Genomic DNA, 20657 nt, shown 5'->3' with positions numbered 1-20657 from the left:
GCGACCACGGGCGTGCGAACTAGCGGCGGGTCAGACCGGCCACGCTGATGTCACCATCCGCGATCGCCACGTCCCGCTGCGACGAAGCCCCCGAGAAGATCGCCCGTGCCGGGTCGCGGAAGTTCGCCACCACCTCGACCCGCTGGACCGGCTTGGCCGTCGGGATCACCGTCTCGGCCTCCCACGTCCGCCCGAACCGCACGAGGTAGGTCAGGACGTTCGGCTTGCCGTCCTCGGTGGCGTAGACGCGCCAGGTGAGCGGGTCGATCGGTTCGATCTCACGGGTGCGCAGCCCGCGGGCCACTTCGCGGGTCTCCCAGCCCCGGCCGTTCCAGAACGACAGGTTGTTGCGGAGCGGGCCCCCGTCCGGGTCGCCCGCGAACCACAGGACGAACGGACGGCCGAGCGTCGTGCCGACCTGCTGGATGTAGTCGGGGGACTTGACGTTGTTCGGCAGGGTCAGCGGGGTCTCCGCGACCTTCAGGTGTGATTCCTGGTCGGCGTCGTCGACCTGGGTGCCGAGGTCACGGCCGGACGCCGAGTAGAAGTGCAGGTTCCTGGGGTCGAACCAGGTGTAGTAGATGTTGCGGTGGTAGCGGTCGTGCTTGTGGCCCTCGAAGCCGCCGCCCGCGAGGGTGTAGGCGATGCGGACGCGGCCGGAGTCCTCCAGGCGGAGCTGGCCGATGTAGATCTCGTTCATGTTGTCGGCGCGCGAGGTGGAGCCGATGGCGAACGGGTGGCCGGTCAGCTCAGTGGAGGTCTTCCACGTCTTGCCGTTGTCCTTGGACACCACGTAGAGCATCGGGCGGGTGTCGGTGGGGACGTTCGGGTCGAGGTCGCCGGTTGTCTCGCGGAAGAAGACGTGGATCGTGCCGTCGCGGGTCACGAACGGCATCGGGTACGTGGCGGCGTTCTTCGAGATCAGGGTCTCCTCCCACACGCCGTCGGCCGAGTGGGGCTGAGGCGAGCGGGACATCCGCAGCTCGACGTTGTGCATGCCGCGGAAGATCAGCAGGTGGCCGTCGCGGGCCTGGACCATCGTCGGGTAGTTGTGGGCGTCCGAGTCGCCGTCGGCGACGCGGTGGGGGGCCGACCACGTGGACTTGCGGTGGTCGTAGGTCTGGACGTAGCTGTCCTCGTACTGGCCCGCCCACGAGATGAACGTCTTGCCGGCCTTCTTGTCGTGCACCCCGCCCGCGACCGGGCGGCGGTCGCTCCTGGCTGCGACGTTCGTGGCCGTGGTCGTCACCGTGAACTCCGCCTTCCCCAGTGGTTCGGCCGTGGCGTTGGCCGAAGGGGTGGCGACTAGCGGCAACAGCAGTGCTGCGGACATAACTCCACGCAGGAGCCGTGTCATGTGGCGTTCCTCCTGGTTCTGGCCGCGACGGCGGCCGACCAGGCGGCGGCGGAGCCATCATCGTTGCCGCCGAGCCGACTTGTCCAGGTCGAGTTGGCGTGATCGCGGCCTAGCGATGCGTGGGGGGCTCTCGGGTACCCTGCCGTCAGGAGCGGAGGAGCACCACATGAACTTCGACGAGATCAAGAACAAGGCCCTCGACCTGGCTCAGGAGCACCACGAGCAGGTCGACAAGGGTGTCGACGCGGCGGCTGGCTTCGTCGCGCAGAAGTTCGGTCACGAAGAGCAGGTCGTCTCGGTCGCCGAGAAGATCAAGGACATCCTTCCAGGTGGATGAGTGAACTCCTTCAACGCCACTGACGCCGGGCCGGTCACTCCCAACGGGGAGACCCGCTCTCCTTCCGCACGCCGGCCGGAGATGATCACCTGGCAGGGGCTCCACGAGCCCCGGCTGGAGCAGGTCCGGTTGCTGCTGTCGAGCGACCAGCGCCTGCGTGCGTCGGGCCGGCTGGTCGCCGCCGGGCCCGACGAGCAGTTCAACGCCTCCTTCGAGGTGTCCGTCGGCGAGAGCGGCCAGGTGAACCGGTTGCTGCTGCGCACGGCCACGGTGCTGGAGGAGCGGCAGTGCTCGCTCAGCCGCACCGAGGACGGTGCCTGGCTCGTCGACCACGGCCAGGGCAGCAAGCGCGACACGTTCAACGACGCGCTCGACGTCGACGTGCAGTTCTCCGTGCTGTTCAACGCCATCCCGATCCGGCGGCTCGACCTGCACCGGCAGGAGGGCGAGCACAACCTGCCCGTCGTGCGGGTGTCGCTGCCGGACCTCACGGTGCGGGCGGTCACCCAGACGTACAAGACGATCTCGGTCGGCGACGACGTCTCGGTGGTGCGCTTCAAGAGCGGCGGGTTCGAGCAGAACATCAAGGTCGACCAGAACGGCCTTGTCGTCGAGTACCCGCTGATCTCGAAGCGCATCTGATCAGAACATCTCGGACAGCAGTTCCGGGTCGATGGCGATGGGGGCCGGCCGGTGGGCGGGCGGCTCCTCGCCGAGCAGTGACCGCACCAGGAAGTCCCAGCAGCGCGTCCGCACGTAGGCCAGCGAGTCGATGAACATGTGCTCGGCACCGGGCACGATGAGCATCTCGAAGTCCTTGTTCGCCTTGACGAGCCGGTCGGCTAGCCGCAGCGTGTGGTCGACGTGCACCTGGTCGTCGAGCTCGCCGTGGACCAGCAGCAGCTTGCCCTGCAACCGATCCGCGATGTCGACGTTCGACGAACGGGCGTACGCCTCGGGGTTGCCGGCACCGTCGTAGGTCTCGATGAAGCCCTGGTTGAAGTACCGCGCGTCGTGCCAGCCGGACAGCGAGACAGCTGCTCGGTAGACCTCGGGCAACGTCAGCACCGCCCGTGCCGCCGCGAAACCGCCGCCGGAGTGGCCGAACGCCGCGACCCGGTCCAGGTCCATCCACGGCCGGGACTCGGCGAGCTGCCGCAACGCGGCCGCGTGGTCGTCGAGGCTGCCGGCGTCGGCGAGGCGGCCGTACGAGGCGTCGTGGAACGCCTTGCTGCGCCCGAGCGTTCCGCGCCCGTCCACCGCGACCACCACGAAGCCGAGTGCTGCCAACGGTTCCGCGTCCAGCCCCATGCCGCCGGGGTCGAAGCCGGGCTCGACCCGGTTGACCTGCGGGCCGGGGTAGATCGTGTCGACGACGGCGTAACTGCGCGCCGGGTCGAAGCCGTGCGGCTTGTAGAGCACGCCGTAGATGTCGGTGACACCGTCGGCAGCCTTGACGCAGAACCGTTCCGGCGCGTTCCACCCGGCCGCGACGAGCCGGGAGACGTCGGCGCGTTCCAGCTCGACCAGCACCCGGCCGGTCCAGTCGCGGACCGTCGTCACCGGCGGTGTGTCGACAGTGGACGCCGAGTCGACGAAGTACGCGCCGTTGCCCGGAACCGTCACGACGTGGTCCAGCGCGTCGTCGGTGACCAGGGCGAAGCCGGTGCCGTCCAAGCGGATCCGGCACACCGAGCGGCGGTAAGGGTCCTCGGCGACGAGCCCGGACGCGGTGAAGTGCACGGTGTCGCCGGAGACGTGCAGGATCTGCCGCACCAGCCACTCGCCGGAGGTGACCTGGCCGAGCAGCTCACCGGTGTGCAGGTCGTAGCGGTAGAGGTGGCCCCAGCCGTCGCGCTGCGAGAACCACAGCACCTCGTTCGCCAGCACCCGCACGATCGGCGCGTCGAACAGCCACTGGTTGGGCTCGACGCGGGTCGGTCCCGACTCGGTGACGACGGTCCGCACCTCGCCGGTGACCGGGTCCATCCGGTTCAGCGTCAGGGTGCGCTGGTCGCGGGAGTGCGCCAGGTAGTACACGGCGGAACCGTCAGGCGCCCACCACGCCCACTGCTGCATGATCGGCGAGACCTGGTGCATGAACAGCGGTTCGGCTTGCGCGCGCACCACGGTTCCGGTCGCCACGTCGAGCACGACCAGCTCGGCGCGCGACAGGTGCTCATCGCCCGCGAAGCCGTAGCGCTGGGTTCGCAGCTCCGGCGCATCGGGGCCGGACGCGAGCAGGTGGGTGAGCCGGACGCCGCGCTCGTCGGTGCGGTGCGCGAGCACCTTGGTGGAGTCGGGCGACCAGGCCACCATCGGCGGCAGGTGCGGCAGCCCGAACTTGGTCATCAACGTCTGGTAGCTCGTCACCTCGGGGCCACGGCCGTAACCGTGGTCCGGCGCGCCGTCGGTGGTGAGCGCCCACTCCCGTTCGCCGGAGCGGGCCCACAGGTCGTGCCCGCGGATCGACACCGCGGTCTTCCCGTCGGGCGAGGGCACCTCCAGCGGGTTGCCGGGTGCGGGCAGGAACGGGGTGGGGTCGCAGGGCTCCTTGGTGCCCGCGGCCGGGTCGACCAGCGTGAACCGCCGGTCGGACCCGTCGCGGACCTGGTACCAGAAGCGGGCGCCACCGTCGATCCACTGCGGCTTGACCTTGTCGCCCACGACGAGCTCGCCGGGGGTGGTGACGCGGCGGAGGAGTTGTTCTGCGGCTTGGTATGAGGCGGTGGTGGTCAACGTCTTCTCCCCAGTTGTGAGTTGTGGTGTCAGAGCGAGCGGGCGGTGATGTCGCCGTAGCCCGTGGTGGCGTGGATGTGCAGCTCGGTCGTGCCGGTGTTCTTGAGCGAGTTGTGGATCCGGCCGAAGGCGGTGCCGGCGTCGAGGGACGCGGAGGCGCTGGTGCCGACCGTGATGTCACCGGACTGGGTGCTGATCTCGGCGGGGCCCGTGAGCCTGCCGATCTCGACGTCGCCCGCCTGCGTGGTGAGGCGGACCTGCGCGGCCTCGTCGAGCTTGACCGCGCTCTGGGCGCCGTCGAACGTGACGTCGCCGAGCCGGCCGACGCCGCGCAGCTCCACGGCGGCCGACTTCACCTCGACCCTGGACCCGGCGGGCAGCTGGACGGTGACCTCGACGGCACCGGACGAGCCGAGGACCTTGGACCCCTGGTCGGCGTTGATCCGGAGCACGCCGTCGGTGAACTCGACGCTGGTCCGCTCGGCGGCCTGCACGTCGCGGCCCTTCGCGGCGTTGGCCGGGAGGACCTCGACCGCGGTGTCGGAGCGGTCGGCGGCGATGAACTGGACGCGCCCGGCGGGGATGTCGAGAACGGCGGCGATCGGGGCGGTGGTGGCGAAGCTCTTCATCTCTTGCTCCTGTGGCTCGTTGTTTCCGATGTGGGAAAAGCTACGTTGCGTTCACGAATACGGACAACAAGTTCGTCGCGAGTTGATGGAGTAACTGCAGTTCAAAGCCATAAAAGTGTTGCAATGAGTGTAAGATCTAACGCAACATGCGGCCGTTATCGTTGCAATGAGATGAAGATGAACGCTATGGTGACGCCCATGCCAGGAGGTCGTCTCACCCAATCGGAACGCCGTCAGATCGCGCTGGGCCTGACCGACGGCCTCGCCTACGCGGAGATCGCCAGGGCGCTCGACCGGCCCACGTCGACGATCACCCGCGAGGTCCTGCGCAACGGCGGCCCCACCGCCTACAAGGCCGACCTCGCCCACCTCGCCACCGAACGCCGCGCCCAGCGCCGCAAGCCGGCCGCGAAGGGGAAGCAGGGACCCGGCAGGGCCGACGGGCGGGACACGACGGCCGTGCGGGAGTTCGAGGAGACGTTCTCCACGATCTTCATCCAGTCCGGCCTGCCGAAGATGTCCGGCAGGCTGCTGGCCACGCTCTACACGACCGACGACGGCAGCATGGGCGCCGCCGAGCTCGCGCGGCACCTGGGGATCAGCCCGGCGTCGGTGTCGAAGGCCGTGGCGTTCCTGGAGGTCCAGGGCCTGATCCGGCGCGAACGCGACGAGCGCCGCCGGGAGCGTTATGTCGTGGACGACGACGTCTGGTACCAGTCGATGATCGCCAGCGCCCGTTCCACCGCCCAGCTCGCCGAGGCGGCCAGGCAGGGGGTCGGCGTGCTCGGCACCGACACCCCAGCGGCCGCGCGGCTGGAGGGCATCTCGCGGTTCGTCGACTTCGTCAGCGAGAGCATCGTGCGGGCCGCCGAGCAGGCCCGCGAGATCCTGCAGACGCCCAAACCCTGACGGCCGCTAGACCCTGACGGCCACCGCGACGCCCTGGCCCACGCCCACGCACGCGGCCGCGATGCCCACGCCGCCGCCGCGTTGCCGCAGGTGCCGGCACACGTCGATGATCACCCGCGGCATCGAGGCGCCGAGCGGGTGCCCGTAGGCGATGGCGCCGCCGTGCACGTTCACCTTCTCCTTGTCGATCTCCGGCAGGTGGTGCAGCACCGACAGCGCCATGGCGGCGAAGGCCTCGTTGATCTCCCACAGGTCGACGTCGGCGGCGTCGACGTGCAGGCGCTTCAGCAGCTTCCTGATCGCGGACACCGGCGCGACGGTGAACCGGTGCGGCTCCTCACCGGTCGTGGCGCTGCCGAGCACCTCGCCCAGCGGCTCCACGCCCAGCTCGGCCGCCACCGCCTCGGTGCCGAGCAACGCGGCCAGTGCGCCGTCGTTGAGCGGCGAGGCGTTGCCGGCGGTCACCGAGCCGTTCTCGGAGAACGCGGGCTTGAGCTTGGCGAGCTTCTCGGCGCTGGTGTCCGCGCGGACGTTCTCGTCCCGCCGCACCGCCGTGCCGTCCGGCAGTTGCACGGGGAACGCGAACCCCTCGTGCACGCCCGCGTCCCACGCCGCCGCCGCACGCCGGTGCGACCGCAGCGCGAAGTTGTCCATCTGCTCGCGGGTGATGCCGAGCTCGTGGGCCACGGTCTCCGCGGCCAGCCCGAGCGGCACCGTGTAGTGCTTGGGCATGCGCGGGTTGACCAGCCGCCAGCCCAGCGCCGTGGACACCGTCTCCAGCCGGTCCGGGAACGCCTTGTCCGGCCGCGCCGTCACGAACGGCGCCCGGCTCATGCCCTCGACCCCGCCCGCGACCAGCAGGTCGGCGTCACCGGTGATCAACGCCCGCGCGCCCTGGATGATCGACTCGCCGCCGGAGGCGCACAGCCGGTTCACCGTCACCCCCGGCACGCTCACCGGCAGCCCGGCCAGCAACGCCGCCATCCGCGCCACGTTGCGGTTGTCCTCACCCGCGCCGTTGGCGTCGCCGAGCAGCACGTCGTCGATGCGCGCGAGGTCGAGACCGGGATAGCGGCGCAGCAGGTCGACGATGGGCAGAGCGGCGAGGTCGTCCACCCGGATGCCGGACAGGCCTCCCCGGTACCGGCCGAACGGCGTACGGGCTGCGTCGAGGATCAGTGCACGTGCCATTGGTCCATCTTGGGGCACTAGGGCTTCAGCATGAAGGGGACGTAACCCGTTTCGGGGTGGGCGCCTGGATCGGTGCTGAAGGCCCTGACCTCGATCGCGTGCGGACCTTCCGTCATCGAGCCGGTGTTCAGCGACAACCGCCACCGGCCCGCACCAGCCGGTCCGTCCGCCGCCGTGGGCACGGTCGCGATGTGGGTGCCGTCGAGCCGGACCTCGAACCCGGCCAGGCCCGCGACCGCCGCGTCCAGCGCGGTGACCCGGACCTCCAGCACCACCCGGCCCTTGGTCAGCGCGGCGCCGTTCGGGACGGGCTGGCCGCCGGAGTCGAGCACCTCGGCGAGCGGGTCGGCCAGCGTGGGCTTGGCGGACACGAGCGGGGTGCCGTCGTCGCGGTGCGCGATGCCGGAGGTGGGGCCGGTGAGCTCGACGTCGGTGTGCGTGACCTGGACGCGTTCGGTGGTGTCGAGCTGGACGTTCAGGATGTCGGTCAGCGCCTCTTCCGGCAGCTCGGCGACGGCCGGGTACTCGGCGCCGGGCTTCCACTGCTGGCCCTCGACGGCGGGCCGCAGCGGCAGCTCGACGCCGTTGACCTTCACCCGGTCGACCGGTGCGCTCTCCCGTGACGGGATCAGCGCGAGCCGCAGCTGACCGGCGGTGACGTTCGGGATCGGAGTGGTCATGGCGGGTCCCGCGTTGACCCGGACGGTCGGGGCGGGCACGTTCGGCGGTGCCTCGGCGGAGCCCGCCCGGAAGCCGATCAGGTCGATGCCGGCCCTGACCCGGTCGCCGGCCAGCGCCGCGACGCCGACCAACGCCGTCGCCTCACGCCACTGCGGCACGTACGGCGAGGTGACGACGACCTCGCCGTCCCGGTGCACCTGCACGCCACCGGCGCCGACGACCAGCTCCCAGCGCACGGTCACACCCGGCACGGCGGCGGGAATCGGCTTGGTCGCGGTGCCGCCGGGGACGAGCTCGACGATCGAGTTGCCGGTCGCGTCGGTGCTCACGGTGGCGCGGACGGCACCGGGCAGCACTGGTTCGCCCTGGACGCTCACCGGGCCGGGAACGAGGTCCAGCAACAGCTTCCCGCCGGTGCTCGGGGCGTCCGTCTCGACGACGAACCGGCTCTCGTCCGAGCCGCGGACGAACGGAGTGCGGGCCCGCAACGTCACTGCGCGCGTGCCGCAGCTGCTGCTGAGCACCAACCGGTCGTGGTCGTCCTCGTCACCGGCGGTCGCGCGGGCGCAGTCGGTGCGTTTGCCGAACCGCCAGAGCTTCTGGTCGGGCTCGCTGGTGCTGTCGAAGCGGTCGACGAACGAGTAGGGCGCGTCGTCCGCGCGCGGCGTCGCCTTCGTGATCGCGGGCTGCGAGTACTGGCCGAACGAGTCGACCGCGCGGACCTCGATCTGCTGCTCCTGGTCGTTGCGCAGGCCGTTCAGCTGGGCGCCGGGCCGCGTGACGAGCTTCTTGCGCTCACCCCAGCGCACCTCGTAGGCGGGCGCGTCACCGGACCAGGTGAGCTGGACGCGGTGGTTGCCAGGACGGACCTTGAGCAGTCCCGGTGTCGCCGGCCGTCCCTGCGGGCCCGGCACGAGCACCTGGTCTGCCGCGAACGGCTTGAGCTTCGTCGGCGGCGGGGGAGCCGCGGGCATGTCGCCGCCCCCGGTGTCCCGCAGGAGGACGACACCGACCACCAAGGCGACGCCCGCAACGGCGAAGGCGACCCGCTTCATGTGGTCAAGCTAAGGCGTCTACCGCAGCTCGAACACGGTTTCGGTGGTAACGGGTTCGCCATGATCCGCCGGAAGGACGCTCAGCTTCAGCCGGGCGCTGGCACCGAGGTCACCGGCCTCCAGCCAGAACTCGTGCCGGCCGGGAACGGCGCCGCCCTGCTCGTTCGTGGGCAGCGTGACGATGCGCCTGCCGTCGAGCTCCAGCTCGATGCCGCGGTGGCCGATCGCGTTGATCTCGGCGGTGACGAGGACGCGTCCGGTTCTGGGCAACTGCTGCGGTGGCTTGGTGCCGTCCTCGTGCATGACCTGCAGGCGTGGCGGACCGGTCTTCATGCCACCCGGCCGGTCGGGCAGCCGGGGGAGCGCGCCGGGGCGGCTCTCCGGTTTGCGGAACACCACGAGCTGCGCGTCGGGATCGGAGGGGACCTCGCCGCGCAACGGGATGTCGGTGATCTTCGGGCCGGGTTGGAGGAGCTTCAACGCGATGGCGTCGTGCGGCGGTTCACCGGTCGCGGGGATGACCTCGGTGGGCACGGCCCGTTCCTCGACACCGCCCACCCCGAACGTGTCGAGGAAGCCGCCACCGTCGATCCGGATCCGCGGGTGCACCAGCGGCGTCCCGAGCACGACCGCCTCACCCGCGACGACCACGCCGTCGCGCAGCGCGAGCACGGCGTCGGGCAGCACGCGCAGCTCCCACCGGTGCCGCACGCCCGCGACCAGCCCGGTCAGCGGAGCGTCGCCCAGCTCGACCTGCCGGTCGCTGCGCGGCAGGTCCGGGTCGGCGATGATCCGCGTGCCCTGGGTGGTGATGTCGAGGCTGACCGCGCCCTTCGGCTGCTGGTCCTGGTCCTTGAGGTAGTGCCACGGGTCCGGCAGCAGGGACAGCCGCACGTGGCTCGACTCGACCGCACCGGCCACGCTGATGATCGCCCGCCCGGTCGCGCCGTCCTGACCGGGCACACCGAACCTGATCGGCGTGTTCGACTGGAACATCGCCGTGCTGCAGTCCACGTCGACCCGCTTGCTCTGCCCGAACGGCCGCAGCCCCAGGCAGTTCTCGTCCGCCTCCACCCGCCACCTGCGCGGGTCGAGCGACTCGGGCCCGTCGAACCGGTCCTGCTGCCCGACGAGCTGGTCGTCCCACCGGTCGTCGTAGAGGTCCTTGGGCGTGGCAGTGATCTTCAGCGGCTCCGACCGCCGCCCGATCGCGTTGACCGCCCTGACCTCGACCTGGACCTCCTGGTCCGGCGGCAACCCGGCGAGCTCCACCTCGGGGTTCGGCACGAGCTGCTCGTTGCCGTTCCAGCGCACCTCGTAGGCTGGCGCACCACCGGCCCAGCTGACCTGCAACGCGTCCGCGTCGAGCGCCCTGGCCCTGGGACTGGCGGGCTTGGCGGGCTCCTGCTGCTGCACGACCTGCACCCGGTCGTCGATCTCGCGCTTCAGGTTGTCCGGCGCGTCACTCGCCCGCAGTGCGACCACGGCAGCCGCGACGAGCGCCAGTCCACCGATCCCGCCGGCGAGCGTCCGTCGATCCACCCGGCGACCTTACGACGTTTCCGCAGTGGCAGTGCTTCCGTTCAGCCCAACCACGCGCCCACCCCGCGACCCGAGGTTGCGCAACGCCGCCAGCGCCCCCGGCTTGCTCAGGTCGATGCTGACCGCGCTCCGTTGTGGTTGGCTGACCAGCGCGTTCCGCCCCTCGTGCCCCGCGTCGATGGTCTTCTGCAACCCACCCGTGCTCGCCAGCGACCCCCTGGCCGCTCCCAGCCTGCCGAGGGCGTCGTCCACCGCCATGAGCAACGCGTCCCGGTTCCCCTCGCACATCGCCCGCACGAGCTCCGGCCGGCTCCCCGCCACCCGCGTCCCGTCCCCGAAGCTCCCGGCCGCCAACGCCAGCGCAAGCGGCCCGCCACCCGCCCCGACCGCAGCCAGCACCGCCGCCAGGAGGTGCGGGAGGTGGCTGATCCGCGCCACCGCCTCGTCGTGCTCCTCCGGCGTGGTGGGCACGACGTGCGCTTTCAGGTCGAGCGCCAGCCGCATGACGTCGTTGAGGTGGTCGTCCGCCTCCTCCGGCGTCACCACCCAGGCAGCGCCCTCGAACAGCGTCGCGCTCCCCGCGCCCCACCCGCTCCTGCTCGTGCCGGCCATCGGGTGCCCACCCACGAACCGCACCTCGGGCGCGTACCGGTGCACGGCGTCGTGAACGGGCCCCTTGACGCTGGTGACGTCCGTGAGCCGGGTGCCCGCGGGAACCTTCCTGAGCAGGTCGGGCAGCGCGGGCAGGGGCACGGCGAGCACGACGAGGGCCTCAGCGCTGCGGTGGAGGGCTTCCTCGACCGTCACGACGTCGAAGCCCTCCGCCCGCGCCTTGTCCGCGTCCTCCTTGCTCGCCGTGGCACCCCACACCGTGCGCCCGGCCGCCTTGGCGCCCCGCAGCACGGAGCCGCCGATCAGTCCCAGTCCGATCACGCACACGTCTCGCACGTCCCACATCATTCCGTGCGAGGCGGCTTCGGAACTACCGGAGGGCGTCCAGCGCGAACGCCGCGTACATCGCCACCCCGTGCTCCATCGAGGCCTCGTCGAACAGCACCCTGTTCGAGTGGTTCGGCGCCGCCTCCTCCACGTCCACCCCGCGCGGGCACGCCCCGACGAACGCCAGCGCCCCCGGCACCCGCTGCAGCACGTACGAGAAGTCCTCCGCACCCATCAACGGGTCCGGCAGCGGCTCGCTCCACGACGGCCCCATCGCCGTCGCCGCGAGGTCCACCACGTGCTGGCCGATCACGTCGTCGTTCACCGTCACCGGGTAGCCGGGCACGATGCTGATCTCCGCGTGGCACCCGTAGGCCGCCGCCGTGTGCTTCACGAGCTGCTTGAGCTCGGTGTGCACCTGCTTGCGGGTGGCCTCGGACAGCGTCCTGATCGTGCCGTCGAGGGTCGCGGTCTCGGGGATGACGTTGGTGGTCGTGCCCGCCTTGATCTGCGCGACCGTCACCACCGCCGGCTGGTGCACGCTGATCCGCCTGCCCAGCATCGTCTGGATCGCGCCCACCATCGCCGCCGCGGCCGGAACCGGGTCCAGGGCGTTGTGCGGCATCGCGCCGTGGCCACCGCGGCCCTTGACGTGGATGTGGAACGTGTCGGCCGACGCCATGATCGGGCCCGAGCGGCAGGTGACGACGCCCGAGCGCAGCTTCGAGGTGATGTGCAGCGCGAAGGCCTTCTCCACGCCGTCGTCGAGCAGGCCTTCCTCGATCATGTACCGGGCGCCATGGTAGCCCTCCTCGCCCGGCTGGAACATGAACAGCACCCGGCCCCGCAGCGCGTCGCGGCGGTCGGCGAGCAGGCGGGCGGAGGTGGCCAGCATCGCCACGTGCGTGTCGTGACCGCAGGCGTGCATGGCTCCGTCCACTTCGGACGCGAACGGCAGGCCCGTGTCCTCCTGCAGCGGGAGGCCGTCCATGTCGCCGCGCAACAGCACCGTGGGCCCCGGCTGCTCGCCCTCCAGCACCGCGACGACCGACGTCGTCGACTTGCCCGTGGTGACCTTCAGCGGCAGCCCCTCCAACGCGTGCAGGATCGCCGCCTGCGTCTTCGGCAGCTGAAGGCCCTGTTCAGGCTGGCGGTGCACCTGCCGCCGCAACGCGACCGTGCGCGGCTGCAGCGCGCGGGCCGCCTCGAGCAATCCGACGAAACGGGGTTCCGGTGTGGTTGTGCTCATCCTCCGATAGTCGCACCACCTCAGCTACCGGGAAGGTCGTCGGGGCCCTACGGTGTGCACATGACACAGCAGGAGCCGGTCAACGGCTTCGCGGTCGCGGTCGTCCGGGAGGACGGCCGCTGGCGGTGCAGCAGGATGGACAGCTCCGCGCTGTCGGAGCTGGACGCGGCGATCACCCAGCTGCGGCAGCTCAGGTCGACCGGCGCGGCCTTCGGCCTCCTGGCCGTCGACGACGAGTTCTTCATCATCCTGCGCCCGGTCCCCGGCGGCGTGGCCCTGCTCCTGAGCGACGCCGCCGCGGCACTCGACTACGACATCGCCGCCGACGTCCTCGACCTCCTGCGCGTCGACCCACCCGACGAGGAGGACACCGAGCTCTGGCCGGAGGGCGACCTCGGCGTGCTCGCCGACCTCGGCATGCCCTCCCACGAGCTCCAGATCATCGTCGACGAGGTCGACCTCTACCCGGACGAGCAGCTCCAGATGATCGCCCAGCGCATCGGGTTCATCGACGAGTTCGTGAAGCTGCTCGACACCATCCAGGCGTGAACGACGAAGACCTGATCCGCACGGCCCTCCGCGCGGCGTCGAAAGCCGGCACGGACGTCCCCATCGGCGCCGTCGTCTTCGCCCCGGACGGCACGGTGCTGGCCGAGGCCTGCAACGCCCGCGAGGCCCTCGGCGACCCCACCGCCCACGCCGAGGTCCTGGCCCTGCGTTCAGCTGCCACCAAGTACGGCGACGGCTGGCGCCTCGACGGCTGCACCCTCGCGGTGACGTTGGAACCCTGCACGATGTGCGCGGGCGCCCTCGTCCTCGCCCGTGTCTCTCGTCTCGTCTTCGGTGCCTGGGAGCCCAAGACCGGCGCCGTCGGCTCCCTGTGGGACGTCGTGCGGGACCGCCGGCTCAACCACCGGCCCGAGGTGCGCGGCGGTGTGCTTGAGGACGAGTGCGCTGACCTGCTCGAACGCTTCTTCCGGACCCAGCGTTAAACCCCTGGATCCGACTGTGTATTGTTCTTACCGGTGGCGTGTCCGAGCGGCCGAAGGAGCACGCCTCGAAAGCGTGTGAGGTGAAAGCCTCCGTGGGTTCAAATCCCACCGCCACCGCCAAAGCTGAAGGGCGAGTGCTCGCGAAGAGCGCTCGCCCTTTTGCTTTGGCGGGTGTTTTGTGGGGGCGGAGCCCCCACGCCCCGCCCTGGGAGGCTTTCGCCCCCAGACCCCCACCCCGGTGCAGAGCCTTGGCGGTGGGCTGTGGGTCAGAATCTGACTGCGGCGAGGAACTTTTCCAGCGGTGCGTGGTCGCCGGTTACCTCGAGCCCGTCCACCGGCCGCCGCTCGTCGGACCGCAGCCGGGCGCCCTCGAACAGCCACGGGCCCAGTTCCGCCGCCGTCTTGCCGGAGTAGCCGGACCCCATGGTCAAAAACGTACGCGCTCCAGCACCAGCTCCAGCAGCGCGCGATCGCCGAACACCTCCAGTCCCTCCACCGACCGCCGCCGGTACACCGCCAGCACCAGCTCGACCACCGGTCCGCGCACCGCCACGTCAGCCTTCTCGTGCCCTTCCCGCACCACCGGCGCGGCACCCGTGAGATCGACCACGAACTCCGCCTCCACGTCCGTCGCGTGCAGGTGCACCGTGCCGGACCCGACGAGCGGCGCGGTCTCGGCAGGCCACCTCATGAACGCGTACGGCAGCGCGAGACCGGTCCACTCGCGCAGCGTGTCCTGGGCGACCTCGGGGTCGACCTCGAACGGCAGTCCGAGCGCCTGGAGCGCGTCGAACCGGTGGATCACGGTCTCGTGGGTCATCCGCCGCGACCACGCGCGCGGGCCGGGGTGGCCGTTCACCGGCGCGATCATCTCGTCCGGGTCGACCGACCGCAGCACCTCCGCCAGCGACGCCGCGCCTTCCTGCAACCAGGGGATCAGCACCGAGGCGGATTCACCCTCGTACGAGGCCGGCAGCTGGGCGCCGTTGCGGGAGAAGTCGATCTCCGGCAGCCTCTCCCGGAGCATCACGTCGGCCCAGCGGTGGGCGTGGCCGACGTGTCGCAGGAGCTGGTTCAGCGTCCAGTCGGGCGTCGCCGGAACGGAAACACGCAGGTCAGCGTCGTTCAGCGACGACACGAGCAGGTCGGTCTGGTTGATGATCTCGGCGCAGCGGCGCTCGTAGCTCAGGATCCCCATGCCCACCAAAGTAGGGACGCCGACCGGCGCCTGGGAGGGGCCCACCGGTCAGCGTTCCGATGTGGAGCATACACCATGATCGAACACTTGTTCGAGTGATCATTGCTGGGCCAACCGGTTAACCGTTAGTAACAACGCCTTCCAAAGACCACCCGATCGAGGAAAGATGCGGCGGTCCGCCGCATCCCCTGGAGGAAGTTTTGAGATCCACCCTGCCCGGTGTCGGGACAGCGGTGGCGGCGCTCGTGTTCGCCGCCGTCCCCGCCGTCGCCGCGCCCAGCCCCGACGCGCTGATCTCCGAGGTCTACGGGGGCGGCGGCAACTCCGGCGCCACCCTCACGCAGGACTTCGTCGAGCTCGCGAACAAGGGCACGGTCCCCGTCAGCCTGGACGGCTTCAGCGTCCAGTACATCTCCGCCAGCCCCGGCGCCGCCACGCAGTGGGGCGTCACGCCGCTGACCGGCAGCATCGCGGCCGGCAAGACGTTCCTCGTCGCGCAGGCCAAGGGCGCCGGCGGCACCGTCGAGCTGCCTGCCCCGGACGCCACCGGCACCCTCGCCATGAGCGCCACCGGCGGCACCATCGCGCTCGTCTCCGGCACCACGGCGCTGACCTGCAAGACGGCCGCCGACTGCGCCGCGGAGCCGCGGATCAAGGACCTCGTCGGCTACGGCACGGCCGCCGTCCGCGAGACCACCGCGACCGGCGCGCTGAGCAACACCACGTCGGCCTCGCGCACCACCGGCCTGCCCGACACCGACAACAACTCCGCCGACTTCACGGTCGGCGGCCCCACCCCGACCAACTCCAAGGGCGAGACCCCGGGCGGCGGCAACCCGGATCCCGACCCCGACCCGGACCCCACCCCCGGCGACAAGCGCATCCACGACATCCAGGGCGTGACGCGCACCTCGCCGCTCGTCGGCCAGAAGGTCACCAACGTCCCCGGCGTCGTCACCGGCACGCGCGCCACGGGTGACCGCGGCTTCTGGATCCAGGACGTCAAGACCCCGGACACCGACCCGCGCACCAGCGAGGGCGTGTTCGTCTACACGGGCGGCACCGCGCCGACCGTCGCGGTGGGCGACGAGGTGCTGGTCAGCGGTACGATCGCGGAGTACCGGCCGGGTGGTGAGACGGGATCCAACCAGACCCTCACCGAGATCACCACGCCGACCACGCTCACGCTCTCCAAGGGGAACGCGGTCCCGGCGCCGGTCGTCGTGAAGAACATCCCGGCCGCCTACCTGCCCGCCCCCGGCGGCAGCATCGAGCAGCTCCCGCTGGAGCCGGCGAAGTACGGCCTCGACTACTTCGAGTCCCTCGAAGGCACGCTCGTGCAGGTCGACGACGCCCGCGTGGTCGGCCCGAGCAACTCGTTCGGCGAGGTCTGGGTGACCGTCAACCCCGACCAAAACCGCAACCAGCGCGGTGGCACCACCTACACCGCCTACGACCAGCAGAACAGCGGCCGCCTGAAGATCAAGACCGCTGGCGCGCTGCCCGCCGCGAACGTCGGTGACGTGTTCGCCGGCGCAACCATCGGTGCCATCGAGTACACCAACTTCGGCGGCTACACGCTGGCGGCGCTGACGCTCGGCGCCCACACGCCGGGCAACCTGCAGCGCGAGATCACCGCGCAGCAGAAGGAGTCCGAGCTCTCGGTCGCGACCTACAACGTCGAGAACCTCGACCCGTCCGACCCGCAGGAGAAGTTCGACCGGCTCGCCGAGGGCGTGACCACCAACCTGCGCAGCCCGGACGTCGTCGTGCTGGAGGAGATCCAGGACAACAACGGCGCGACGAACGACGGTGTCGTGGCTGCCGACCAGACGCTGCAGAAGTTCGCCGACGCGATCGTCGCCAAGGGCGGCCCGCGCTACCAGTGGCGGCAGATCGACCCGGAGAACCTGAAGGACGGCGGCGAGCCCGGCGGCAACATCCGCGTCGGCTTCTTCTTCAACCCGCAGCGGGTGTCCTTCGTGGACCGTCCGGGCGGCGACTTCAAGACGCCCGTCCAGGTCGTGAAGAAGAACGGCCGCGCCGCGCTTTCCGTGTCACCGGGCCGGATCGACCCGCTGAACGACGCGTGGGCCAACAGCCGCAAGCCGCTCGCCGGTGAGTTCAAGTTCCGCGGCCGCACGGTCTTCGTCGTCGCGAACCACTTCAACTCCAAGGGCGGCGACGAGGCCATCCACGGCCGCAACCAGCCGCCGAACCGCACCTCCGAGGTGCAGCGCGGCAAGCAGGCGGCGTCGCTCAAGGCATTCACCGAGCAGCTGCGCGCGGCCGACCGGGGCGCCAACGTGATCCTCGCAGGCGACCTGAACGACTACCAGTTCTCGCCCGCGCTCAAGACGCTGACCGGTGACGGCAACCTCAAGGCGCTGATCGAGACGCTGCCCGTGAACGAGCGGTACAGCTACGTCTTCGAGGGCAACTCGCAGACGCTCGACCACATCGTGATGAGCAACAACATCACCCGCTTCGGCTACGACGTGGTCCACATCAACGCCGAGTTCGCCGACCAGGCGAGCGACCACGACCCGCAGATCGTCCGCCTCCGCCCGTCCACGGGCGACGCGAGCGTCGACAAGATCGTGTTCGCTCTCGAGGACGTCATCGACTGCCTGAAGAAGTAACCCGGTTCTACCGCTGCCGTCGTCGTGTCATCCACCGGATGACGCGGCGGCGGCAGCTGCCGTTGCGGCGACCACCCCGGCCTGGATCGCCTCGACCGCCCTGCGCACGGCGTCGCCAGCCCAGTTGCCGGCCGCGATCTCCTTGGCCCGCCTGGTCATGTCGCGCTTGTCGCCCTCGACCACCTTGTGCACGGCCTTCACCGACTGCAGCAACGTGACCAACGACCCGGTGCGCGCGTCCGCACCGCGATACCCGAGCACGACCTCGCCCACGGCCTTGCGCACCTCGACCGCCACCCGCTCGTCGGTGATCCGGTAGCTCTTCGCCGGGAAGATCCCGAGCACCTTGCGCGGCTCGACCCGCACCACGCCACGGTCCTCCAGCCGCGCGGCCACGTTGTCGCGCACCTTCTTGCGCAGGCGCTCCACGGACTTCTGCGGTGACAACGGCTTGTCGATCCGCAGCACGGACTCCTGCAGCAGCGGGTCACTCAACGGCGTCGGATCGACGACCTGGAGCTTCTTGCCGTTCGGCTCGAACGCGACGCGGCCCGAGTTGACCAGCTCGATGAGCACGGCACCGGCGAGCGCGTTCTCCGCCGACGAGCTGTCGACCCGGAGCTTGCCGGTCCCCTCGTTGATGAACAACACCATCAGGTCATCAGGCAACATCATGCAACGGTAACGCCAGAAGGGCGCCGAACGGTGAGGTTCGGCGCCCTTCATCAGCGAGCGGAGGATACGGGATTTGAACCCGTGAGGGGGTGAACCCAACACGATTTCCAGTCGTGCGCACTAGGCCGCTATGCGAATCCTCCGTCGAGAACCTTACCGGACGGCTGTCTCGCGACCCAAAACGGGGGTCCCCACGACCTCGCCGAAAAAATCTTCGAAGCCGGTGTCGATCTGGCGGCAGGTCGCTCGTCGTGATCCCGTAAGACCGGACCGAGGAGGACATTCGTGAAGTACATGCTGTTGATCCACGCGGCTTCTGACCAGCAGTCGAGCTGCACCGTCCAGGACTGGATCGCCTACGAGAAGGAGATGAAGGACGCGGGCGTGCTCGTCTCCGGTCACTCGCTGGCCGATCTCGTCACCGCGACCACCGTCCAGGTCGGACCGGACGGGCGCAGGACCGTGACCGACGGGCCATTCGCCGAGACCCGCGAGGTGCTCGGCGGCTACAACGTCATCGACGTGCCCGACCTCGACGCGGCGCTGGACTGGGCCGCCAAGTGCCCCGGCTCCCGCGACGGCGGCGCTGTCGTGGTGCGGCCGATCGCCGAGTTCGACTTCTGAGCCGTGCGGTGAACGTCGAGCAGGTGTTCCGGGAGGAACGCGGCAGGCTGCTCGCCACCCTGGTCAAGCGCTTCGGCGACCTCGACCTCGCCGAGGAGGTCACCTCCGACGCGATCGAGGCGGCGCTGCGGCACTGGCCGGTGGACGGGGTGCCGGACCGGCCCGGCGCGTGGTTGCTCACGACCGCGCGCCGCAAGGCCGTCGACCGGTTGCGGCGCGACCGGGTGCACGCGGCGCGGCTGGCGTTGCTGCAGGTGGAGGTCGACCGCGCGGACCCGCCGGCGGGTGACGCGCTGCCGGACGAGCGGCTGGAGCTGTTCTTCACCTGCGCGCACCCGGCGTTGCCCGCGGAGGACCGCGGCGCGCTGACCCTGCGGTGCCTGGCCGGGTTCACGACGCCCGAGGTGGCGCGGGCGTACCTGGTGCCGGTCGCGACCATGCAACAACGGATCGTGCGCGCGAAGAAGAAGATCAGGGAAGCGCGCATCCCGTTCCGCGTCCCCGACCCGCACGAGCTCCCGGAACGCCTGCCCGGCGTGCTGCAGGCCGTCTACTCGATCTTCACCGAGGGCTACGCGGCCCAGCGCGCCGACCTCGCCGAGGAAGCGATCCGGCTGGCGCGGATCCTGCACGGCCTGCTGCCGGACCGCGAGGTCACGGGCCTGCTGGCGTTGATGCTGCTGGTCCACGCCCGCCGCGACGCACGCGCCGAGCTGCTGGAGGACCAGGACCGCGCGCTGTGGGACCGGGACATGATCGCCGAGGGCAGCGCGTTGGCCGAACGAGCGCTGACCGGCGGCTACGGCCCGTACGGCGTGCAGGCGGCGATCAACGCGGTGCACGACGAGGCACCCGACTTCGCCTCGACGGACTGGCCGCAGATCGTGGCGCTCTACGACGTGCTGCTGAAGCTGGTCCCGTCCCCGGTCGTCGCGCTGAACCGGGCCGCCGCGATCGCCATGCGCGACGGTCCGGCGGCGGGGCTGGCGCTGCTCGACGAGCTCGCCGCCGAACCCAAGCTCCGCGACTACCACCCGTACCGCGCCGCGCGGGCCGACCTGCTGCACCGCCTGGGCCGCACGACCGAGGCCGCCCAGGCCTACCGCGAGGCCATCGCACTCGCGGGCACAGGTTCCGAGCAGGACTTCCTGCGCCGCAGGCTCACCGCCACCGAGGAGCAAGCATGATCATGAAGTGGCTGGAGGCCGAACGCCTCGGCGTCGCCGGCCTGCTCGAAGACCTGACCGACGCCGAATGGCGCCAGGAGACCCTCTGCACCGGCTGGACCGTGCAGGAGATGGCCGCCCATCTGACCACGTCCACCCGCACCGGCTGGGGCGACGTGCTGTCGGGCATCGTCAAGGCGCGATTCGACTGGGAACGCATGGAGGACCGCCGTGCGCGCGAGATCGCCGCACGGTTCACCCGCTCGGAGCTGATCGCGCAGATCCGCGAGACGGCGGCGTCGCCGAAGCGGGCACCGATGGCCGCTCCGATCGACCCGTTGGTGGACTTCCTCGTCCACGGCCAAGACATCGCCCGCCCGCTGGGCCGCGTTCGCGAGATGCCCCTCGAGCCGGCTCAGGCCGCGCTGGAACACGTGTTGAAGAGCCCGTTCTGGGGTGCGCGCAAGCGTTTCCGTGAGATCGGAGTACCCGATCTACCTGCGCCGGAGCTGTTGATGCTGGCCACGGGCCGGAAGTTGTCCACAGGTGGGGACAACTCTGTGGGCAACTCGAACATGCGTTCGATCTAAGGCGTTCGCTACACTTGCGTCGGACCTCGTGCGGCACACATCTCGCGAACCTCCCCAGGGCCGGAAGGCAGCAAGGATAAGCGGGCTCTGGTGGGTGCACGGGGTCCCCTTTTTGTGTCGGGGTCCACCGGTACTGTCTGCG

20 protein-coding genes, 2 tRNA genes and 1 other RNA gene are annotated in these 20657 nt (G+C 70.5%); 11 read left to right on the top strand and 12 right to left on the bottom strand.

Translation table 11 applies throughout. The features are described from left to right. Nucleotides 1-19: 19 nt before the first annotated feature. Nucleotides 20-1333, bottom strand: coding sequence for a BNR-4 repeat-containing protein (locus BBK82_RS13435; RefSeq protein WP_237048168.1), 1314 nt, complete (start codon nucleotides 1331-1333; stop codon nucleotides 20-22). Nucleotides 1334-1523: 190 nt separating this feature from the next. Here BBK82_RS13435 and BBK82_RS47495 point away from each other — a divergent pair, with 190 nt between their 5' ends. After that, nucleotides 1524-1694: an antitoxin gene (locus tag BBK82_RS47495; RefSeq protein WP_071812596.1), complete on the top strand. Its 171-nt coding sequence runs from the start codon at nucleotides 1524-1526 to the stop codon at nucleotides 1692-1694. Further along, complete coding sequence (locus tag BBK82_RS13430) at nucleotides 1695-2336, top strand: putative glycolipid-binding domain-containing protein (protein WP_083267940.1); 642 nt, start codon at nucleotides 1695-1697, stop codon at nucleotides 2334-2336. Here BBK82_RS13430 and BBK82_RS13425 read toward each other — a convergent pair whose 3' ends face one another. Both BBK82_RS13425 and BBK82_RS13420 read right to left on the bottom strand, forming a co-directional pair. Further along, nucleotides 2337-4433, bottom strand: coding sequence for a S9 family peptidase (locus BBK82_RS13425; protein WP_065915323.1), 2097 nt, complete (start codon nucleotides 4431-4433; stop codon nucleotides 2337-2339). A 29-nt stretch (nucleotides 4434-4462) separates the two neighbouring features. Further along, a complete protein-coding gene (locus BBK82_RS13420; RefSeq protein WP_065915322.1) occupies nucleotides 4463-5062 on the bottom strand; it encodes a DUF4097 family beta strand repeat-containing protein in 600 nt (199 codons plus the stop codon). A gap of 198 nt (nucleotides 5063-5260) precedes the next feature. Here BBK82_RS13420 and BBK82_RS13415 point away from each other — a divergent pair, with 198 nt between their 5' ends. Then, nucleotides 5261-5971 (top strand): GbsR/MarR family transcriptional regulator, encoded by a 711-nt coding sequence (locus BBK82_RS13415; protein WP_065921031.1) that lies wholly within the window; start codon nucleotides 5261-5263, stop codon nucleotides 5969-5971. Nucleotides 5972-5977: 6 nt separating this feature from the next. Here the strand turns inward: BBK82_RS13415 and BBK82_RS13410 are convergent, their stop codons facing one another. Genes BBK82_RS13410 through BBK82_RS13390 form a run of 5 tightly spaced genes read right to left on the bottom strand, consistent with a single transcriptional unit; the run spans nucleotide 5978 to nucleotide 12628 of the window. After that, a complete protein-coding gene (locus tag BBK82_RS13410; RefSeq protein ID WP_065915321.1) occupies nucleotides 5978-7162 on the bottom strand; it encodes a thiolase family protein in 1185 nt (394 codons plus the stop codon). Between the two features lie 17 nt (nucleotides 7163-7179). Then, entirely contained in the window at nucleotides 7180-8898 is a 1719-nt protein-coding gene (locus BBK82_RS13405; protein WP_065915320.1) for a phage tail protein, read from the bottom strand. A gap of 18 nt (nucleotides 8899-8916) precedes the next feature. Next, on the bottom strand, nucleotides 8917-10440 hold the full coding sequence (locus tag BBK82_RS13400; RefSeq protein WP_065915319.1) for a fibronectin type III domain-containing protein: 1524 nt from the start codon (nucleotides 10438-10440) through the stop codon (nucleotides 8917-8919). A 9-nt stretch (nucleotides 10441-10449) separates the two neighbouring features. Then, nucleotides 10450-11400, bottom strand: coding sequence for a prephenate dehydrogenase (locus BBK82_RS13395; RefSeq protein WP_237048167.1), 951 nt, complete (start codon nucleotides 11398-11400; stop codon nucleotides 10450-10452). 22 nt (nucleotides 11401-11422) lie between these two features. Continuing rightward, entirely contained in the window at nucleotides 11423-12628 is a 1206-nt protein-coding gene (locus BBK82_RS13390) for a M20 metallopeptidase family protein (RefSeq protein WP_065915318.1), read from the bottom strand. A gap of 60 nt (nucleotides 12629-12688) precedes the next feature. Between BBK82_RS13390 and BBK82_RS13385 the strand changes: the two genes are divergently transcribed. The 3 genes from BBK82_RS13385 to BBK82_RS13375 all read left to right on the top strand — a co-directional run bounded on the left by BBK82_RS13385 (nucleotide 12689) and on the right by BBK82_RS13375 (nucleotide 13740). Beyond that, entirely contained in the window at nucleotides 12689-13177 is a 489-nt protein-coding gene (locus tag BBK82_RS13385; RefSeq protein WP_065915317.1) for a tRNA adenosine deaminase-associated protein, read from the top strand. Further along, entirely contained in the window at nucleotides 13174-13620 is a 447-nt protein-coding gene (locus BBK82_RS13380; RefSeq protein WP_065915316.1) for a nucleoside deaminase, read from the top strand. The genes BBK82_RS13385 and BBK82_RS13380 overlap by 4 nt, the downstream gene beginning before the upstream one ends. Before the next feature lie 32 nt (nucleotides 13621-13652). Then, nucleotides 13653-13740, top strand: a tRNA-Ser gene (locus BBK82_RS13375). 146 nt (nucleotides 13741-13886) lie between these two features. Here the strand turns inward: BBK82_RS13375 and BBK82_RS50190 are convergent. Beyond that, complete coding sequence (locus tag BBK82_RS50190) at nucleotides 13887-14045, bottom strand: hypothetical protein (RefSeq protein ID WP_154697287.1); 159 nt, start codon at nucleotides 14043-14045, stop codon at nucleotides 13887-13889. A gap of 2 nt (nucleotides 14046-14047) precedes the next feature. Further along, entirely contained in the window at nucleotides 14048-14818 is a 771-nt protein-coding gene (locus BBK82_RS13370) for a maleylpyruvate isomerase family mycothiol-dependent enzyme (RefSeq protein ID WP_065915315.1), read from the bottom strand. A 200-nt stretch (nucleotides 14819-15018) separates the two neighbouring features. Here BBK82_RS13370 and BBK82_RS13365 point away from each other — a divergent pair, with 200 nt between their 5' ends. Then, entirely contained in the window at nucleotides 15019-17460 is a 2442-nt protein-coding gene (locus BBK82_RS13365) for an endonuclease/exonuclease/phosphatase family protein (protein ID WP_065915314.1), read from the top strand. A 27-nt stretch (nucleotides 17461-17487) separates the two neighbouring features. On the opposite strand, the gene BBK82_RS13360 is transcribed toward BBK82_RS13365, so the two are convergent. Both BBK82_RS13360 and BBK82_RS13355 read right to left on the bottom strand, forming a co-directional pair. Beyond that, nucleotides 17488-18135 (bottom strand): GOLPH3/VPS74 family protein, encoded by a 648-nt coding sequence (locus tag BBK82_RS13360; protein ID WP_065921029.1) that lies wholly within the window; start codon nucleotides 18133-18135, stop codon nucleotides 17488-17490. Nucleotides 18136-18193: 58 nt separating this feature from the next. Then, nucleotides 18194-18278 (bottom strand) — tRNA-Ser (locus BBK82_RS13355). Nucleotides 18279-18420: 142 nt separating this feature from the next. On the opposite strand from BBK82_RS13355, the gene BBK82_RS13350 reads away from it, so the two are divergent. From BBK82_RS13350 to ffs, 4 genes are all read left to right on the top strand, one after another. After that, nucleotides 18421-18759, top strand: a complete 339-nt coding sequence (locus BBK82_RS13350; protein ID WP_065915313.1) for a YciI family protein — start codon at nucleotides 18421-18423, stop codon at nucleotides 18757-18759. A gap of 8 nt (nucleotides 18760-18767) precedes the next feature. Then, nucleotides 18768-19946 (top strand): RNA polymerase sigma factor, encoded by a 1179-nt coding sequence (locus tag BBK82_RS13345; RefSeq protein ID WP_237048166.1) that lies wholly within the window; start codon nucleotides 18768-18770, stop codon nucleotides 19944-19946. Further along, nucleotides 19943-20515, top strand: a complete 573-nt coding sequence (locus tag BBK82_RS13340) for a maleylpyruvate isomerase family mycothiol-dependent enzyme (RefSeq protein ID WP_065915312.1) — start codon at nucleotides 19943-19945, stop codon at nucleotides 20513-20515. Before BBK82_RS13345 ends, BBK82_RS13340 begins: the two co-directional genes overlap by 4 nt. 17 nt (nucleotides 20516-20532) lie before the next feature. Next, nucleotides 20533-20629: signal recognition particle sRNA small type (gene ffs / locus BBK82_RS13335), an RNA gene on the top strand. Nucleotides 20630-20657 lie beyond the last annotated feature (28 nt).

The sequence above is a fragment of the Lentzea guizhouensis genome, assembly GCF_001701025.1.
In the GTDB taxonomy this organism is placed as follows: Bacteria; Actinomycetota; Actinomycetes; order Mycobacteriales; family Pseudonocardiaceae; genus Lentzea; species Lentzea guizhouensis.
This window is presented reverse-complemented; position numbering and strand designations above follow the sequence as displayed.

What these genes read in the sequence shown, in the direction of transcription:
- BBK82_RS13360 (WP_065921029.1), bottom strand. Translation starts at nt 18,135, where the DNA reads ATGATGTTGCCTGATGACCTGATGGTGTTGTTCATCAACGAGGGGACC.
- BBK82_RS13385 (WP_065915317.1), top strand. Translation starts at nt 12,689, where the DNA reads ATGACACAGCAGGAGCCGGTCAACGGCTTCGCGGTCGCGGTCGTCCGG.
- BBK82_RS13370 (WP_065915315.1), bottom strand. Translation starts at nt 14,818, where the DNA reads ATGGGGATCCTGAGCTACGAGCGCCGCTGCGCCGAGATCATCAACCAG.
- BBK82_RS13405 (WP_065915320.1), bottom strand. Translation starts at nt 8,898, where the DNA reads ATGAAGCGGGTCGCCTTCGCCGTTGCGGGCGTCGCCTTGGTGGTCGGT.
- BBK82_RS13340 (WP_065915312.1), top strand. Translation starts at nt 19,943, where the DNA reads ATGATCATGAAGTGGCTGGAGGCCGAACGCCTCGGCGTCGCCGGCCTG.
- BBK82_RS13415 (WP_065921031.1), top strand. Translation starts at nt 5,261, where the DNA reads ATGCCAGGAGGTCGTCTCACCCAATCGGAACGCCGTCAGATCGCGCTG.
- BBK82_RS47495 (WP_071812596.1), top strand. Translation starts at nt 1,524, where the DNA reads ATGAACTTCGACGAGATCAAGAACAAGGCCCTCGACCTGGCTCAGGAG.
- BBK82_RS13395 (WP_237048167.1), bottom strand. Translation starts at nt 11,400, where the DNA reads ATGATGTGGGACGTGCGAGACGTGTGCGTGATCGGACTGGGACTGATC.
- BBK82_RS13390 (WP_065915318.1), bottom strand. Translation starts at nt 12,628, where the DNA reads ATGAGCACAACCACACCGGAACCCCGTTTCGTCGGATTGCTCGAGGCG.
- BBK82_RS13410 (WP_065915321.1), bottom strand. Translation starts at nt 7,162, where the DNA reads ATGGCACGTGCACTGATCCTCGACGCAGCCCGTACGCCGTTCGGCCGG.
- BBK82_RS13420 (WP_065915322.1), bottom strand. Translation starts at nt 5,062, where the DNA reads ATGAAGAGCTTCGCCACCACCGCCCCGATCGCCGCCGTTCTCGACATC.
- BBK82_RS13435 (WP_237048168.1), bottom strand. Translation starts at nt 1,333, where the DNA reads ATGTCCGCAGCACTGCTGTTGCCGCTAGTCGCCACCCCTTCGGCCAAC.
- BBK82_RS50190 (WP_154697287.1), bottom strand. Translation starts at nt 14,045, where the DNA reads ATGGGGTCCGGCTACTCCGGCAAGACGGCGGCGGAACTGGGCCCGTGG.